Below are 17569 nucleotides of genomic sequence, written 5' to 3'. Positions count from 1 at the left end.
ATTGTTTTAGTCATGATTAAAGAGCATATACGCCGAGAACTTTTAAATATTAGGAACAATCTAAATGATAAAGATGAACGATCATCTAAAATCAGCTTTAAAGTCATAGATTATATTAAAAACAACTTCTCAAATCCAAAAATAGCTAGCTTTGTTTCTCTTAAAAATGAAGTTAATACCTTTTCAATCAATAACTACTTCAAAAATATTTATTTACCTATAGTTCATCCTTTTATAAAACATGGTTTATGGTTCGCAAAAGATTCAAAAAAGTATTATTTAAATAAATATAAGATTAAAGAACCTATATATTCAACAATTGATATCATTTCTGCTTGGGAGCTTGATATTATTATCGTACCAATTGTTGGTTTCAATAAAGATAAATTTAGAATGGGTATGGGGGGAGGTTTTTACGACTATACTTTAAGCTTCAAAAAAAACTGTAATTCCCCTTTAACTATAGGTATAGCCTTTGATGAACAGCAAAATGATGATATCATCATAGATATATATGATATTAAGCTTGATTTAATTATTACACCTACGAGGATATTATAGAATATGGATAGTACTACTGTAGCTAATGAAATTAAAAACAAAATACTATCCGAACTTGATCCCCTGGCAACAATTGAAATAATAGATGAAACACACAAACACGCAAAACATAGAGGATTTATAGAAGGCAAATACCACTATGTAATCAATATTTCATCTAAGAAATTAAGTGATATGGCAAAGATTAAAGCACATAAAGAAATATTCAGATGTACACAATCACTTATGCCACAAATCCATGCTTTATCAATAAAAATCAAACCGGAGTGAAGCAATGTTTGATTTTATTATCCATTTCAATGAGTATATAAATTACTTCATAGATATTTTAGGCATTTGGTTTTATATACTACTATTTTTTATAATTTTTTGTGAAACAGGGATTGTTCTTGGAATATTTTTTCCAGGTGACTCTTTACTATTTACAATCGGCATAACAGCTGCCGCTACAAGCATCAACATTCATTTAGCGGTTTTATCCATTTGCTTAGGAGCTATTGTCGGAGACTCATGTAATTATATTACCGGTAAATTTATTGGTGAGAAATTATTCAGCACACATGCTAGAATTCTCAAAAAGGCATATTTGATCAAAACTAAAGAGTTTTTGGACAAATATGGCACAAAAGCAATAATTTTTTCACGCTTCATAGCTTTTGTTAGAACAATTACTCCTTTTGTTGCTGGAGTTAGCAACATGAACTATGCAAAATTCGTTACATTAGGAGCTATATCAGCTGTTATTTGGTCTTTTTCAATTACATATACAGTATATTTCTTTAGTGACAATTATTTTGTTAAACAATATCTGAGCTTAATTATTGCCATTATTGTAGCTGTAGTAGTGATTCAAATGATTCTAAAAGGGATTATAAATAAAATAAAAGTAAAAAGAACTTAACCTTTAGATATTATTTTTTTATAATCTAACGACAAAACATTCAAAATGAATAATTTATGGATACGATTTCAGCATTATTTCATATTATCCTACATCTAGATCAATTTATTAGCACATATATTAATATACTTGGTGATTGGACTTATCTATTACTTTTTTTAGTAATTTTTTGTGAAACTGGGCTTGTGGTAACACCCTTTTTACCTGGCGACTCTTTACTTTTTGCACTAGGACTTACTGGAGCAGCGACTAGTTTAAATGTACATATATTAGCTCCAATACTTGTAGCTGCAGCTGTATGTGGTGACTCATGCAACTATTTCCTCGGCAGAATGGTCGGTAAACGGATTTTCAAAGATGATGCAAAAATCCTCAAAACAGCTCATCTACTTAAAGCACAAGATTTTTTTAACAAATATGGCGCCGCTGCAATCATATTGGCAAGATTTACACCACTTGTAAGAACATTTATGCCTTTCACAGCCGGTATGGCTCGCATGAGATATCCTAAATTTGTATTAATGGGTATTATCGGTGCTTTTATATGGGTTTATTCCATTGTCTACTTAGCATTTTTCTTTAGTAACAATGCTTTTGTCAAAAAATATTTCGGTTTATTTGTCATTTTAATTATTGTTGTATCTTTGATACCACCCACAATATCTTTCATCAAAGCATTTAAGAACAAGTTATCTAACAAAATATAATTACAAAGACTTATTTTTTACCCAAATTCAAATAATCTATCAAAAGCTTACGGCTCTTTAACTGCTTACCTGCTAAAGCATAATCAATATAGGTACGAGTAACTTTAGAAATGACTTTTAAATCTTCAGTTGTCCATGAGCTCACTGATTGATTGATTTTCAAGAGATTTTTGCCAGATATACTATTTGGAATAGCTGATAGATTTTTTTTAAAACCCGTGGCAAGTATCGAGTAATTCAGACTCTCATCAATAAGCATACCATCAATATCACAATCGACATAAACTCCCTGCCCAAGACTATCTAGCAACTCAAGCTCAAACATCCTCAACAAATATTTATAATTAATTTCATTTATATTTTTTAGAATAAAAGCATATTTCTCAAATAAAAACTCTTCTTCATGAGAGTAGCTTAGTAGCAGATATATCAACTCATTCATGTACTGCAATGATAGTAGATTGATATATGTGTTTTGATAAAATGACTCAACAAACTCTACGTTGTAAATTTTAGATAATCCATCTGACTTTTTCGCAAGACTAATTTGTCCTTTTAACTTAACTAAAGGTTGGTATAGATTTATCGTTTTTTTATTAACCCTTATTAATCCCGAAATCTTGCCAAACTCTCGAGTAAATATACTTACAAGTAGAGAATTTTCTTTATATTTACATTGATGCAATATATAAAAATCATACAACTGCTGCATTTATTTTCTCAATAAGTTCCATTATTTGCGAAGCATTTCTATATTTAAACTCTGGCAGATCAAACTCCTTCACAAGCTCTTGTAGTGTTATTTTCTTGATATCCGCTTTATGCTGTAATTTTTTTTGCAACCATTTTATCATTGCTAGCATATAAGCATCTCCATAAACTCTAAATGAGATTTTTTCTTCAGAAATATACATCTCTATAACCGAAAAATTATCAATCACAAAATACTTGACCTGCTCAGGCAAAATAACAGCGTCTTCAAAATTAACCTCAGTAAGGAGTTTCTTTACTAAATCGTTATACATCTTCCTCTCCTTGTGGAGACACGGCTCTCAAAAGCTTAACTTTTTCTATTAGTCTTTTAGCTGCCAATACAACCTGTTCTCTTGAAGTATGTAGACCAAATGAAATTCTTATTGTAGATTCTGCCTGATCAGCATTCAAACCAATAGCAACTAAGACATGAGATGGTTCAACAGCTTGAGAATTACATGCAGAACCCATAGACATACAGATGCCATCTAGCATTGCTAACAAAGTCTCACCTTTTACACCTACAAAAGTAATACTCAAAATCCCAGGATAACTATTATCCAGCTGTGTATTGATCTTTATATTATTAATTTCCCCAATAACGCTCAAAAAAGCATCTCGCAAATCCTGTATGTACTGCAGATTGTTCTGTCTATTAACAAACATCTCTTTTACAGCCTCAGCTAATGCAAATATCTGATAATTTGCTAATGTTCCTGCTCTTAGATTAAATTCCTGCGCCCCACCATGTATCTGTTTTTCTAACTTAACCTTCGGCCTTTTAGATCTCACATATAAAAATCCCACACCTTTTGGAGCATAAATTTTATGTCCGGATACCGATAACAAATCGATATTCATATCATTTATATCAATATCAATCTTGCCATATCCTTGAGCAGCATCGACATGAAAAACTATACCACTCTGCTTAGTTAGCTTACCTATCTCACGAAGATTATTTAAGGTTCCTAGTTCATTATTCACAGCCATTAAGCTTACAAGTATAGTCTCTTGTTTGATAGCTTTTTTAAGTTGCTCTAAATCAATCTGTCCAAATCCATCTACATCTAAGTATGTAACTTCAAATCCTTTGGCCTCTAAAAACTTACAAACATCAAGTACCGCTTTATGTTCAACTTTTGATGTAACTATATGCTTACCTTTATTTTGATAAGCGCGAGCAACTCCTTTTATTGCAAGATTATTTGACTCAGTAGCTCCTGATGTAAAAATAATCTCTCTAGGTAAAACAGACAAACTATCTGCTATAGATACCCTTGCTTGCTCAACTTTATCGCGAACTAATAAAGCCTGCTCATAAGTTGATGATCCAGAATTAAAAAAATCAGAGCCATCACTAATTAACTTTAACATTGTTCTTTTGACATTTTGACTAAGTGGAGTAGTCGCTGCATAATCTAGATATATAAGACCCATTAAAAATCAATAATTCTTTTAATTATTAGCTAATATTGATATTATATCAAATAATTGCGTACATAGTACTTTAACAAAATCGTTAACAAAATAGGCGCATGATTAAAGATGGTAAATTTAGTCAGTTTCATATATGAAATAGTCTATAAAAGCGATTTATTAAAAAGACCAAAAAGGTCTGAACTTAACGAGCTAGCTTATTAAACAGTTAGTTGTGAACATTATATTATTGAAGGAATTAACTAAAAAATGAAAAAAATACTAATAAATAGTAAAAGTAGTGAAGAAACAAGAATTGCTACTCTAGACAATGGAAAACTTATTGACTTAGATATCGAGAATGTTGATAGAGAACAAAAGAAAGCTAATATTTATAAAGGCTACATTTCTAGAATCGAGCCTAGTTTAAATGCGATATTTGTCAATTATGGTGAAGAAAAGAACGGTTTTTTACCATTCAAAGAAGTTTCTGAATATTATCTAAAAGACGTACCAAATGGTGAGAATATTGCGCATCTTCTTTCAGAAGGTCAAGAATTAATAGTTCAAATCGACAAAGAGGAGCGTGGTGATAAAGGTGCTGCTTTAACTACGTTTATTACACTTGCTGGCTCATATATGGTTTTACTACCAAACAACGCGGATGGTGGCGGTATTTCACGTCGCGTAGAAGGTGAGGATAGAGAAAGACTGAAGAAATATTTAAAGGATCTAAACATTCCTAAAAACATGAGCGTAATTGCTAGAACAGCTTGTGTTGAGTGTTCTTTTGAAGAGTTAAAACATGATTTCGACACTCTAGTTGAGTTATGGGATTCAATATTCAAGGCTTACCATAGAATTAAAAAGCCTGCCCTACTTCACAAAGAGAGTGACATAATTGTCAGAACAGTTAGAGATCATCTAAAAGAAGACGTCAAAGAAATTATTGTAGACTCTAAAGAATGCTTTGAAGATGTTAAAAGACAACTTGGTCTACTTAGACAAAGTTTTGATATAAACAAAGTAAAGTTATACAACGAAGAACTACCAATATTTGCTCAATTTGGCATAGACCAACAGATAGAAAATGCTTACAAAAGAGAAATTAGATTACCTTCTGGTGGATCTATTGTAATTGACACAACAGAAGCTTTAGTTGCCATTGATGTTAACTCATCTCGCGCTAACAAAGCTGAAGATGTTGAAACAACAGCTTTTAAAACAAACTTAGAAGCTGCTGAAGAAGTTGCTCGTCAACTTAGAATTAGAGATCTTGGCGGTCTTGTTATTGTTGATTTCATTGATATGTCATTCTATCCAAATAGAAAGCAAGTTGAAGAAAAGTTAATGGAAGCGCTTCAACAAGATAGAGCACGCATTCAGATGTCGCGTATATCCAAACTTGGACTTGTTGAAATATCTAGACAACGCTTAAGCTCATCAATTAATGAAAGTGTAATGCAAAAGTGTCCTCGTTGTGACGGTCATGGCTTTATTAAGACTACTCAAGCTACTGCGCTTACTATTTTACGCAAAATTAGAGCGGAAGCTATCAAAGAAGATACAAATGAGATACGTGTTCAAGTACCAGTTGATATAGCTGCATATATACTAAATGAGAAAAGAGATAGTATCGTTGAAATCGAAAGAATCTCTGAAGTCAAAGTTATGTTAATTCCTAACTTCAACATGGAATCTCCAAAGTTTCAAATGCAAAGAATTTGGGGTACAAGCTACAAATCAAATCGTACTAGTTCTGACTTAATAGAAGATGTATTTAACGTTGAAATCCCTAAAGCAGGAAAAAAGAAAATTGCTGCGGTTGAGCTAACCAAACCAACGTCTAACGATCAAAATTTAGATGCTAAAGAAGACAAGTCTCAAGAAAATAAGAGCATTGATGCCAATACTACTCAAGACAATAAAAAAGAAAGTAATACGCAACAAGAATCAAAGAAAAAAGGCTTCTTTAGCAAATTATTAACTAAGCTTACAGGTAGTACTGAAGATATCGCTGCTGAGAATGGGAAACCTCAAAATAAGCAAAACAACAATAAAGACAATACTCAAAAACCTCAAAAGTCTCAAGATAAAGGACCTCAAAAAGGTAATAATCAGCGTGACGATCGTAAAGGCAATAACAATAACAATGATCGCAACGATAATAAAAATAATAATAAAGGTCAAAAACCTCAAGTCCAAAAGTCTCAAGACAATAGACAAGAAAGAGATAATGGCCAACGTAACGATCGTAGAAATAATGATAGCAGAAATGATCGTAACAAGAATAAATCAGGTAATGATAAATTTGATAAAAAATCAAACAATCGTAACAACAGCAGAAGTAATAATCTAAATCTTAATAATGCTGAAGAGGTTGTAGATATTACTCAGCTTAAATATCAGAATCAAACAGCAGAAAAAACAGATAACATTAAGAAGGTAATATCTAAAAACCCTGAAGAGTTTATCTCTGTTATGGTTAAAGATGTTTTAGAAAACTATGATAGCTTAAAAGATGATGGAGCTACAAAAGTTGCTACCCAAGAGAAAGCAAAAACCAATAAATACTTAAAATTTGATACTGTTTCAGTGGATAAAGAAATAAATATTCTTAAAGAAGCTGCTAGACAAGCTGAAGAAACTGTGAAACTTGAAAGTATAGAAGCAGAAAGCAATAGTATTCATGAAGAAATAAAAGAAACTATTGAAATAGTAGATGAGGCTGTTGTAAAAGAACAACAACCTAAAAAAGCCAAATTAGATAAAGATGATAAAACATCTGAACAAAACAATACTAAGAAAGAAAAGGCTAAAACTGTTAAAAATAACAAAAAAGAAAAGACAGTAGAAAAAGTAACTAAACAAAATCAACCTGAACCAGAATATATAAGCTATTCTGCAGCTCTTGATTTTGAATCTCAGTCAATAATCTAAATAGCAAGGCTATCTAATGTTACATTACCCTCAAATTGATCCAGTTGCTCTACATCTGGGCCCAATAAAAGTCCACTGGTATGGCTTAATGTATTTATTTGGTATTTTTGCTGGCTGGTATTTATTAAGATACCGAGCAAAAGTTAAATCATGGGCTCCAATCAAACCTGAACAAGCTGGCGATTTAACCTTTTATATTGCATTAGGTGTTATATTAGGCGGTAGAATTGGCTATATAATCTTCTACAATCTACCTTACTATTTTCATAATCCGCTACAAATGTTTTTCTTATGGGATGGTGGTATGTCATTCCATGGAGGGTTTATTGGCGTTTTAGTAGCATTTGCGTTATATGCACGCAAACTTGGAGTCAACTTCTTTGACCTTGGTGAATTTGTAGCTCCAGTTGTGCCTATAGGCTTAGGTGCTGGTAGAATTGGTAATTTCATAAACGGCGAACTATGGGGGAAGGTCACAAATTCTCCAATAGGAATGATTTTTCCTACAGGAGGGCCATTACCTAGATACCCTTCTCAACTGTTTGAATTCTTTTTAGAGGGAGTTGTATTATTTACAGTCTTATGGCTAGTTAGTATCAAAAAAAGACCACGCTACTTAATATTAGGATTGTTTATGTTCTTGTATGGTAGTGCTAGATTTATCTGCGAGTTTTTCAGACAACCAGACCCTCAATATGGTTATATATTCTTTAACTGGATGACTATGGGACAGATACTATCTATTCCCATGATCGTGTTAGGGGCAATAATTCTTATCATGGTGTTTATAAAAACAAGGAAGAATAAATGCGAGAATATCTAAGCTTTCTAAAATATATCAAAGACAATGGGACTGAAAAAGGCGATAGAACAGGCACTGGTACAAGAAGTATTTTTGGCTATCAAATGCGCTTTGATTTACAGAAAGATTTTCCACTAGTTACCACAAAAAAAATTCATATCCCAAGCGTGGTTCACGAACTATTATGGTTTTTAAGTGGCAGTACTAATGTAAAATATCTAAATGATAACAAAGTCAGAATTTGGAACGAATGGGCTACAGAAGATGGCGAGCTTGGACCTATATATGGTAAGCAATGGCGTAACTTCAATGACGAAGGTGTAGATCAAATTGCTGAAGTAATTCAATTACTAAAGACCAACCCAAATTCTCGTAGAATATTGGTATCAGCGTGGAACCCTTGTGTAGTTCCATCAGAAAAAATCTCTCCACAAGAAAATATTCTACAGGGTAACTCTGCTCTACCTCCATGTCATGCCATGTTCCAATTTTATGTTGCTGAAAACAAATTATCGTGCATGCTTACTCAACGAAGTGCAGATGCTTTCCTAGGTGTTCCATTTAACATTGCAAGCTACTCTTTACTAACACACATGATTGCTCAGCAATGTGACCTTGCTGTTGGTGAATTTATTTGGTCTGGTGGTGACTGTCATATTTATAACAATCATATAGAGCAAGTAAATGAGCAGCTTAGTAGAGAGCCTTTAGACTTACCAACGCTTAAAATCTTAAGAAAACCAAGTTCTATATTTGATTACAAATATGAAGACTTTGAATTTCAGAATTATAAACATCATCCAGCTATAAAAGCAAAAATTTCTGTATAAGGATATTATAAAAATGAATCAATTATCTCTTAATAAAAAGAAAATCCCTATTCTACTTTTAGAAGGTATTCATTTAAATGCTCTTGAATCATTTAAAGCTGCTGGATACGAAAATATTGAACTATTGAATACAGCACTAGAAGGTCAAGAGCTTGTAGATAAGCTTAAAGATTTTAAAATCGTTGGCTTACGCTCACGTACACAGCTTACTAAAGAAGTACTAGAACAGTCTTCTCATTTGACTGCTATAGGTTGCTTCTGTATTGGTACAAACCAAGTTGACCTTAAGACAGCTCAAAATCTAGGAATACCTGTATTTAACGCCCCATTTTCAAATACTCGTAGTGTTGCTGAGCTTGTGTTAGCTGAAGCAATTTTATTGATACGTAATGTAATTGATAAAAATGCTAAAACTCATCGTGGCGAATGGCATAAATCAGCTGATAATGCTAATGAAGTGAGAGGTAAAACTCTTGGAATTATTGGATATGGTCATATTGGTATGCAGCTTGGTATTTTAGCAGAAAGTATAGGCTTAAATGTCATATTTTACGATATAGAAGAAAAACTTCCTTTAGGAAATGCTAGCGCTGTAGAAAGTTTAGAGACTCTACTTAAAAATTCTGATGTTGTCTCACTACATGTACCTCAACTACCTACAACTGCAAATATGATTTCTGCTAAAGAACTTAGTTTTATGAAAGAAAACTCAGTACTAATTAATGCTTCTAGAGGAAATGTTGTTGATATTGATGCTTTAGTTGAAGTTTTGAAAAATGGCAAACTAAAAGGTGCTGCTATAGATGTTTTCCCTAAAGAACCATCTGCTAAAGGCGAAATATTTGAAAGTCCACTAAGAGGTTTTGATAATGTTTTCTTAACGCCTCATATTGGTGGTAGTACTATTGAAGCACAGGAAAATATTGCCAATGAAGTCGCTGCTAAGCTTATTAAATATTCTGATAATGGTTCTACTCTAAATGCTGTAAACTTCCCAGAATTATCACTACCTAGCCATACTGAGACACATAGAATATTACATATACACCAAAATATACCTGGTACCATGAATGAGCTAAACAAAATATTAGCTACAAAAAATATTAACGTTGAGGGTCAATATCTTAGAACTCTAGAAAATATTGGTTATGTTGTAATGGATATTAAATCAACATCTAATGAGGCAAAAGACCTTGTTGATGAATTCAAAAAAATCAAAACAACAATAAAAGCTCGTTTTCTTGTATAAATGTCTCTAGATAAAACCCAAATTATCTCTCAAATTTTAAAACACTCTCCTTCTCACATAATTATCGGTTATAGCGGTGGTATAGACTCTAGTGTTTTGTTAGATATAACAAAAGATTTAGACATCCCAACTATTGCTATTTATGTTAACCATAATATCCATCCTGATGCACTAGAGTGGCAATTGCATTGTCAAACAACATGCCGTAATGCAAACATAAAATTCATTACTCATTTTCTAAGTCATGCACCTAAAGGAGAAAGTTTTGAAGCTTGGGCAAGTAAACAAAGGATGGATTTCTTTATCGAGATCATGCGTCAGTATTCTAATCCGATTCTTCTACTAGGTCATCATCTAGATGATCAAGCTGAAACATTCCTAATTCAAGCGATAAGAGGATCAGGATTAGCTGGACTAGCGAGTATGCCATTCTATAAACAATTAAATCATGGGGGTGTGCTACGCCCTCTTTTAGACTATACAAAGAAAGATATCCAACAATTTGCAAAACAGCATAATATTGATTATATCTATGATGATAGTAATGAGGATATAAAATATCGCCGAAATCTTATTCGTAATCAAATAATGCCAATATTAGAGCAAATTAATCCAAATATTAGCAGAACTCTTTCTCGAAGTGCTAAGATCTGTGCAGAAAGTAGTAACATATTACAAAAGCTACTTAAGGAAAAATTACAGAAAATTTCTAAAGATAATAATCTAGTTGTCTCTGAGTTACTTACCTTAGATAATGATATACAAAAAAGTTTAATTCATCATTGGTTTAAAGAAGCAACAAACCAAAGTCTAAAAAGTAAGCAAATCAAAGAGATACATAAAGCTCTTAATGGTGATATCCATACTGGCTGGCTGCTTGATATCAATCAACAATATCAAATATCTGTAGAATATAATCAGCTAATAATCAAAAATAATAACCTAATAGATTTAAGCTCAGATAATAAAGATATAATTGAATGGCTCAAAAAGAAATGGAATAAAGACTTTAATGCTGAAGAAATTATAGTCCGAGAAAGACAAGCTTCTGATAAATGCAGATATCAAGGCAGAAACAAAGCAAATAAATTGAAAGTACTATTCCAAGAGCTAAAAATACCAGCATCAGAACGCTCCATAACAAAAGTTATATTACTAAATGATAAAATAGTCGCAGTTTATCCTTTCTTTATCTGCAACTAAAATTATTATCTTAGTTTTTTTATAAAAAATGCGACCACAAACCATAGTAAAATAGTCACGCCTAAGATAATCATAATGTGAGTAAACAATCCTTCAAATAAATGGGCTTGCTTAATTAAATCAAGATCTTCATTTGCTCCTTTAAATGCAGCTAAGTCAGCAACTTTTGCTCCTATAAATCCTGCAACACTTCCTGTAAAAAGCATATATGATGCTGCTAAAAAACCTGTATATTTTTTATCTTCAATAGAGGTAATCTCAGAAAGTGCAATAGGATCTATAAATAATTCAGATACTCCTAAGAATGCCAAAGCAATAATTACTAATAATGCTGATGTTGTACCATCCAAACTAGCATTTTTGGCAGCTATAAAGAATAAAACAAAACATATCAGTTGGAAAATAAATCCAAATGAAAATTTTATCATCCTACCGAAATCATCATCTAAAGACTTTACTCTTTTCCAAATCCAAGCAAGAATTAAACCTCCAAATAATATTGACAGAGAGTTCATAGAAGTGAATGTACTAGCTGGTATATCAATCCCGAATAAATAGGTATCCACATTTCTATGTATAAATATTTCTACAGAAGTATATAACTGCTCATCAAAAACCCAAAAAACTATGCCAAAAATATAAAAAGGCAATAAAGTAACTAATGATTTACGTGTAGAAAAATCTGTTTTGATGAAAATAATTATAAAAAATAATGTTGTTATGCAAGCAGCTACGGCTAAAAGATAACCATCAAAAAGATACTCTAAAGCAAAATAAGCAAGCACAACCATAACAACTATACTCAAAACAACTATAAAACCGTTAAAATACTTAGGTAAAGGTTTCTCAGGAAGAATATCTGGAATATATTTAGAACCTAGTATAAATACAATTAAACCAAATATCATACCAATACCAGCAACTCCAAAACCATAGTGCCAACCATAGTAATGGGCTATCAAGCCACATATCATAGGAGCGAATATACCTCCGAAATTCCCTCCTAAGTATAGTAAAGTAAATGCTGAATCTTTTTTAGGATCATGAGAACTATATTGCTGCCCCAATAAGCATGAAACGTTACTCTTGAAAAACCCATAACCACAAACTATAAAGGCCATTCCTAGATATAGTTTAGCATCTCCTCCAAAACCTAAAATAATATGTCCAATAGACATAAGTGCTGCTCCATAAATAACAGCTTTCTTATACCCCAATACTCTATCTGCAACTACTCCACCAACAATCGGTGAAAGATATACTAAGGTCACATATGCTCCAGCAATTGCATATGAGGTTGTATCATTAAATTTAAGATGCTCTACTAAATATAAGATTAAAAGAGCTCTCATACCATAGAAGCTAAAATATTCCCACATATATATTGCTATAATATACCATAATGCTTTAGGGTGTTTATCTGACTGATGAGTTATTTCTACCATTAATTAACAAGATTTATTTATATATAAATAGATTATAAATAAACAAATTAGTCAGTGAAAGTTTAATTTCACCTATTAAAAATTATACATTGACATCAAAATATGAATGGTACCAATCTATTAAAGTTATGCTAATATCAAAATAACTAGTTATAAATAAAGGATAGTCATTGATGAAGTTTTTAGCTAAAAAAGTTTTTACTTATATTTTGCTACTATTTGTATTATTTTCACAGTCTATAGCTTGCACTGCAGTAACCCTAGTAAATAAAAAAGGTAATGTAGTATCAGGGAGAACTATGGAATGGGCTCTTGATTGGAACTGGCAACTTCTCTATATTCCTAAAAATACTTCTCATTATTTAACAGCGCCTAGTAATACTAATTTACCGAAACAGGAATACAAATCTAAATATTCAGTACTAGCTACTGGTTTGTCAAAAGATGGACAAACTCTTGTAATTGACGGACAAAATAGTCAAGGATTAAGTCTAAGTGCAAATTATTTACCAGGTTTTACAAAATATCAAACTGTAGATAAAGATGACACTAAATACGCATCAATAATTGAATCTACAACATTTATTTTGAGTCAATTTACTAATGTTAATGAAGTTAAGCAAGCTTTAAAAGAATATAAAGTTTGGTCTGATACGAATATAGAAATTGATGGAATATCTCCAGAAGTTCATTTTTTAATAACAGATAAAAATGGTGCTGGTTTAGTTGTTGAATACATAGATGGTAAAGTTAAGTTCTACAATATAAACTCAAATGTTAAAGTAATGACTAATGCGCCAACTTATGATTGGCAGCTACTTAATCTAAAAAATTATTTATCATTAGATAATAGAACACCTACGAATCTTAAAATCAGTGATGTCATTAATACTGAAAAACATGAAAGAACTATTCAAGATATCAGTGGTTTCTTAGGTGGTGGATTACTTGGAATTCCTGGAGATTATTCTCCTCCATCAAGATTTGTTAGAACAGCTGCAATTGCTTATTATGCAAACAATAAAAGTCCTAAAGATGATGACAACCTTGTATCAAAAGTAACGCATATATTACATAATGTTGATATTCCAAAAGGTGTTGTAGCTGATGAAATTCAAAATAAAAAAATGTTTGATCATACAGCATACGTAGTAATCAAAGATTTAAATAATAATAAACTATACATAACAACATATAACAAACCCAATAATCCTGTTATGATAGACTTAAATACTTTAGATAAAGATAATACAAAAAGCTTTGATATTATCTTAGAAAAACTACCTTTCCCAAATAATGATATTACAAATAAATTAGTTACGATGAATAAAAACTAAACAGTATATTCTAATTACTTTCTTTTCAAAAATTTGTCATAAACCTTCTGAATTCCTTCAGCTTCATTTTGGATTTTATATTTTGATAATACCAAATCATAACCATTTTGAGCTATTTCATATCTTAATTTATCATCAGACATTAAGATATCTAACTTCTCAGCAATTTGTTGACTTGATTTTGGTTCAATCAAATATGCATTTTGAGCATCAGTAATAATCTCAGGCCAAGCACCAGCTTTAGTAGCAATCACAGCGCATTTAGATGCCATAGCTTCAAGAGCTGGCAAGCCAAAACCTTCTTTATGACTAGCACAAACCACAATATCTAATGCTCTATACCAACTTGGAATCTCTTTACTATTCTTGATAAACCCTGTAAATATTATCCGTTCTGAAAAACCTGCCTGCTTAACCATCTGTTCTAGTTGTTTTTTGAATTCTAAATCTTTGGGTGTTGCTTCACCAATAACTACTGCTGTCCAATCAGGATATTTTATTAGCATGGCTACTACTGCTTCAATAAATTCATAAGTTCCTTTAGACTTTCTGATTCTGCCAAATATCCCTATACCGTATTTACCTGGTAATTTTCTATTTTGCCACTCTCGAACCTTATTGTCAGCAGGATAAAAAACTTCCGTATTAACTCCATGCGGCACTATATAAGGTGGTCTCTCAAGATATTTTGCAGATATTTCAGATGGACATATAACAGCTTCCATTCTGTTTATATAAAATTTTGTCAACTTCTTATGATGCCTTTGTGCTACAGAGGTAAAAACTAGTATTATTTTATATCTAAAAATATACTTTAAAATAATACCCACAAGCATATCGATGTTTCTACGTGCATGCCAAATACGCCATTTATCACGCCAGCACTTAAATAAAAAGTCTCTAAATCTAATCGTCTTGATACCATTAGAATCAATATTAAAACCCATACCTACAATATTTACTAGCTTAGCTTGCTCTGGCATCACAGCTAACATACTAGCATTAATCCCAGAAAATCTACGACCTAATGACAAGGCAACAACTTCAATATCTTTTATATCTTTAGTTTCCACTGATTTAATTACAATAATATGTTATATCAGACATACTAAAGCAATATCTGATTATTTACAAGAGTCTCAAAATCTAAGAAATAGTAATTACTAATATTTACTGATATCTAATAATTGTAATGTAAGAATTACTGGCTTAAAGTGTTATAATGTTTTCATATATTAGTTAGTTGTTTGAAGTAATAGATGTCCTTTTTAAAAAAAATTTATAATATATTTTCTTACAAAAAACCCATTATAAAAGACAATACATTTTTGCTATGGGAGCCTTGTACACACAGCCATGCTGAAATAGTTCCTGGATTTGCGAAGTACTTACTTGATTTAGGTTACCATGTTTCTATCCTAATCAATCCTAAAAGATACAAAGAAGGATTGTTCTGTAGATTTGACAATGAAAATATCTCGTACAATAAAATGTCTAAAAGACAAATTCGCAAGTTTTTCAAAAAAAGCACTCTAGCTAGTATCCAAGGAACACTGATCACAACTATTGGTAAACTGTATGATGGTAAAGATCTAGACCAAGCATATAACTTTTTTAGTAAAAAAGCGGATAGAAATAAACTTTTTTTTGTTGAGCATGAGATTGATAGCTACTTTGATAATAATTCTGAAACACGTAAGGATATCATTACACTTAGAACAATGAATTACAAAAATGCTACTACTATAGCTGTTAACCCCCACTATTTTGGACAATTCAAGCTAAATAATAAAAACTCTCTTACAACTTTTGTTACTATTGGAGCAATTTCAGAAAAAAGAAAAAGCACTAAACTACTTGTAAATGCTGTAGAAGAACTAGCAAATACAGGTGTTACTAACTTCAAAGTTGTTGTTATTGGTAAAGGAAATATCAAAGATTTACCCACGCACCTGCAAAAGTATTTTGATATCAAAGGACGTCTTGACTTCAAAGAAATGTATACTGAAATTGAAAAAGCAGACTTTATCCTATCAGCATACGAAGATAATCCTGATCACATCAAATATATTACTTGTAAAACTAGTGGTACATTTCAACTTGTATATGGTTTTCTAAAGCCAATTATCATTAGAGAAAGTTTTGCTCCGATAAATGGCTTCAATCAAGATAACGCTATATTATATAAACAAGATGATAATTATGCAGAAGCTATGGCTAAAGCAATAGAGTTATCTCAGCACGATTATTTGCAAATGCGCGAAAACCTCAAAAAATACTCAGATCAACTATATTGCCAATCGCTTAAAAATTTACAATACGAGATTAAAAATAGACATTAATCAATTCTTGAACTGCTTTTCGTTCTTTATTATTTTTCTTATCAGAAATAAACTACGAGTTGGTTGTAGTAAGATATATTTGATACCTATCAATCTAGCCTTATTAAGCTTACCTTCAAGATAGAGTGAATCAATAATATATCGCCCTTTTCTTTTGTTAAAAAATTTTGACTTGACTCTATCAATTTTGCCAGAAACAAAACATTTACCAGTAAACCAGCATAACGAATAGTTGCCAGCAAAACTTTTTTTTAAATTTACATGAAGATCTTTTTTATATGAACGATTATACTCGGGTTTTATAAACATAGAGTTTTGATGCGTATAGATTGTATCTTTTATATATGGGAAGAGTTCAAATCTAAAATTATCTATATTATTAACACCTGAATTTAAAGGAGTCTTTTCTTGTTGACCAACTGTTAGATTGATGGCCTTACCCAATAATCCAGGTCCTGTAATACTCAAAGGATCATTACCATAAAAGCCATTCTTTGAGTTCTCTACTATCATGTCAATAGCTTTCTTCAAAAACGGATGCTTTGGCTTTGAGCATATAAATGCCTGATAAATATAGCCATCAAACTCATAGTCTGACTTATATTTATCTTTAACTGAAGCAAACTCAATATCAAAGCATAAAGTATCATCAAGACTAACTAATAACTCTTGCTTAATATCACTATACACGCCACCATGTACATATAACACACAATAGCGCCATAAGTCACATTTATATGCTCCAGGTATTATATTGTCATATGTATCAAGCACATCTTTCTCAAAGTTTTCTTTAAGAAATTCTCGACATGCCTCATCATCAAAAAAATAAAAATCCCATTCAGGATTTTTATTAATCCATGTATAAACCGCATTATACATCTCTTGACTTACTTCACTTGTTCTCCAAGTTTTAAAAATCTTTTTAGGAATGTACTTATATTCTATAGAATTTGATAATTTAGCTCTTGAAGGAATAAAAGCCGGAATCTTTTTAATCGAAGTTGACATAAATAAAAGTCCAAATAGTTTAATTTTTACAAGCTAGGTTATTACATAGTAGAACTTTAATAAATACTA

General features: G+C 31.5%; 17 protein-coding genes. 11 read left to right on the top strand and 6 right to left on the bottom strand.

Annotation, left to right across the window (positions count from 1 at the left end; translation table 11 throughout):
• Positions 1-12 precede the first annotated feature (12 nt).
• From ACKTR7_RS08660 to ACKTR7_RS08645, 4 genes are read left to right on the top strand one after another with little or no spacing between them, the layout of a single operon-like run.
• Positions 13-561, top strand: coding sequence for a 5-formyltetrahydrofolate cyclo-ligase (locus tag ACKTR7_RS08660; protein ID WP_407877931.1), 549 nt, complete (start codon positions 13-15; stop codon positions 559-561).
• Between the two features lie 3 nt (positions 562-564).
• Complete coding sequence (locus ACKTR7_RS08655; RefSeq protein ID WP_044526506.1) at positions 565-831, top strand: BolA family protein; 267 nt, start codon at positions 565-567, stop codon at positions 829-831.
• Between the two features lie 4 nt (positions 832-835).
• Positions 836-1462, top strand: coding sequence for a VTT domain-containing protein (locus tag ACKTR7_RS08650; RefSeq protein WP_044526507.1), 627 nt, complete (start codon positions 836-838; stop codon positions 1460-1462).
• Positions 1463-1518: 56 nt separating this feature from the next.
• Positions 1519-2169 carry a VTT domain-containing protein gene (locus ACKTR7_RS08645; RefSeq protein WP_044526508.1) on the top strand — a complete coding sequence of 217 codons (651 nt, stop codon included), beginning with the start codon at positions 1519-1521 and terminating at the stop codon, positions 2167-2169.
• Positions 2170-2179: 10 nt separating this feature from the next.
• Here ACKTR7_RS08645 and recO read toward each other — a convergent pair whose 3' ends face one another.
• Genes recO through ACKTR7_RS08630 form a run of 3 tightly spaced genes read right to left on the bottom strand, consistent with a single transcriptional unit; the run spans position 2180 to position 4362 of the window.
• Positions 2180-2881, bottom strand: a complete 702-nt coding sequence (gene recO / locus ACKTR7_RS08640) for a DNA repair protein RecO (protein ID WP_407877930.1) — start codon at positions 2879-2881, stop codon at positions 2180-2182.
• Positions 2865-3194, bottom strand: a complete 330-nt coding sequence (locus ACKTR7_RS08635) for a hypothetical protein (protein ID WP_407877929.1) — start codon at positions 3192-3194, stop codon at positions 2865-2867. The genes recO and ACKTR7_RS08635 overlap by 17 nt, the downstream gene beginning before the upstream one ends.
• Entirely contained in the window at positions 3187-4362 is a 1176-nt protein-coding gene (locus tag ACKTR7_RS08630; protein ID WP_407877928.1) for a cysteine desulfurase family protein, read from the bottom strand. Before ACKTR7_RS08630 ends, ACKTR7_RS08635 begins: the two co-directional genes overlap by 8 nt.
• A 249-nt stretch (positions 4363-4611) precedes the next feature.
• On the opposite strand from ACKTR7_RS08630, the gene ACKTR7_RS08625 reads away from it, so the two are divergent.
• The 5 genes from ACKTR7_RS08625 to tilS are packed head-to-tail and all read left to right on the top strand — an operon-like array spanning position 4612 to position 11365.
• Positions 4612-7281, top strand: a complete 2670-nt coding sequence (locus ACKTR7_RS08625; RefSeq protein WP_407877927.1) for an Rne/Rng family ribonuclease — start codon at positions 4612-4614, stop codon at positions 7279-7281.
• A gap of 16 nt (positions 7282-7297) precedes the next feature.
• Positions 7298-8104, top strand: a complete 807-nt coding sequence (lgt, locus tag ACKTR7_RS08620) for a prolipoprotein diacylglyceryl transferase (RefSeq protein WP_014715483.1) — start codon at positions 7298-7300, stop codon at positions 8102-8104.
• A complete protein-coding gene (locus ACKTR7_RS08615; protein ID WP_407877926.1) occupies positions 8089-8913 on the top strand; it encodes a thymidylate synthase in 825 nt (274 codons plus the stop codon). The genes lgt and ACKTR7_RS08615 overlap by 16 nt, the downstream gene beginning before the upstream one ends.
• A 13-nt stretch (positions 8914-8926) precedes the next feature.
• The gene (gene serA, locus ACKTR7_RS08610; RefSeq protein WP_407877925.1) at positions 8927-10162 is read left to right on the top strand and encodes a phosphoglycerate dehydrogenase; all 1236 of its coding nucleotides are present in this window, start codon (positions 8927-8929) and stop codon (positions 10160-10162) included.
• The gene (tilS, locus tag ACKTR7_RS08605) at positions 10163-11365 is read left to right on the top strand and encodes a tRNA lysidine(34) synthetase TilS (RefSeq protein ID WP_407877924.1); all 1203 of its coding nucleotides are present in this window, start codon (positions 10163-10165) and stop codon (positions 11363-11365) included.
• Positions 11366-11370: 5 nt separating this feature from the next.
• On the opposite strand, the gene ACKTR7_RS08600 is transcribed toward tilS, so the two are convergent.
• Positions 11371-12810 carry a peptide MFS transporter gene (locus ACKTR7_RS08600; protein WP_407877923.1) on the bottom strand — a complete coding sequence of 480 codons (1440 nt, stop codon included), beginning with the start codon at positions 12808-12810 and terminating at the stop codon, positions 11371-11373.
• A 173-nt stretch (positions 12811-12983) separates the two neighbouring features.
• Between ACKTR7_RS08600 and ACKTR7_RS08595 the strand changes: the two genes are divergently transcribed.
• Complete coding sequence (locus ACKTR7_RS08595; protein ID WP_407877922.1) at positions 12984-14147, top strand: linear amide C-N hydrolase; 1164 nt, start codon at positions 12984-12986, stop codon at positions 14145-14147.
• 14 nt (positions 14148-14161) lie between these two features.
• On the opposite strand, the gene ACKTR7_RS08590 is transcribed toward ACKTR7_RS08595, so the two are convergent.
• Positions 14162-15220, bottom strand: a complete 1059-nt coding sequence (locus ACKTR7_RS08590; RefSeq protein WP_407877921.1) for a glycosyltransferase family 4 protein — start codon at positions 15218-15220, stop codon at positions 14162-14164.
• A gap of 186 nt (positions 15221-15406) precedes the next feature.
• Between ACKTR7_RS08590 and ACKTR7_RS08585 the strand changes: the two genes are divergently transcribed.
• Positions 15407-16489: a hypothetical protein gene (locus ACKTR7_RS08585; protein WP_407877920.1), complete on the top strand. Its 1083-nt coding sequence runs from the start codon at positions 15407-15409 to the stop codon at positions 16487-16489.
• Here the strand turns inward: ACKTR7_RS08585 and ACKTR7_RS08580 are convergent, their stop codons facing one another.
• On the bottom strand, positions 16490-17500 hold the full coding sequence (locus ACKTR7_RS08580; protein ID WP_407877919.1) for a glycosyltransferase family 32 protein: 1011 nt from the start codon (positions 17498-17500) through the stop codon (positions 16490-16492).
• Positions 17501-17569: the final 69 nt, after the last annotated feature.

The organism is Francisella sciaenopsi, assembly GCF_045862875.1.
GTDB classification, from domain to species: domain Bacteria; phylum Pseudomonadota; class Gammaproteobacteria; order Francisellales; family Francisellaceae; genus Francisella; species Francisella sciaenopsi.
The sequence above is the reverse complement of the archived record's forward strand: the minus strand, read 5'-3'. Positions and strand labels throughout refer to the sequence as shown.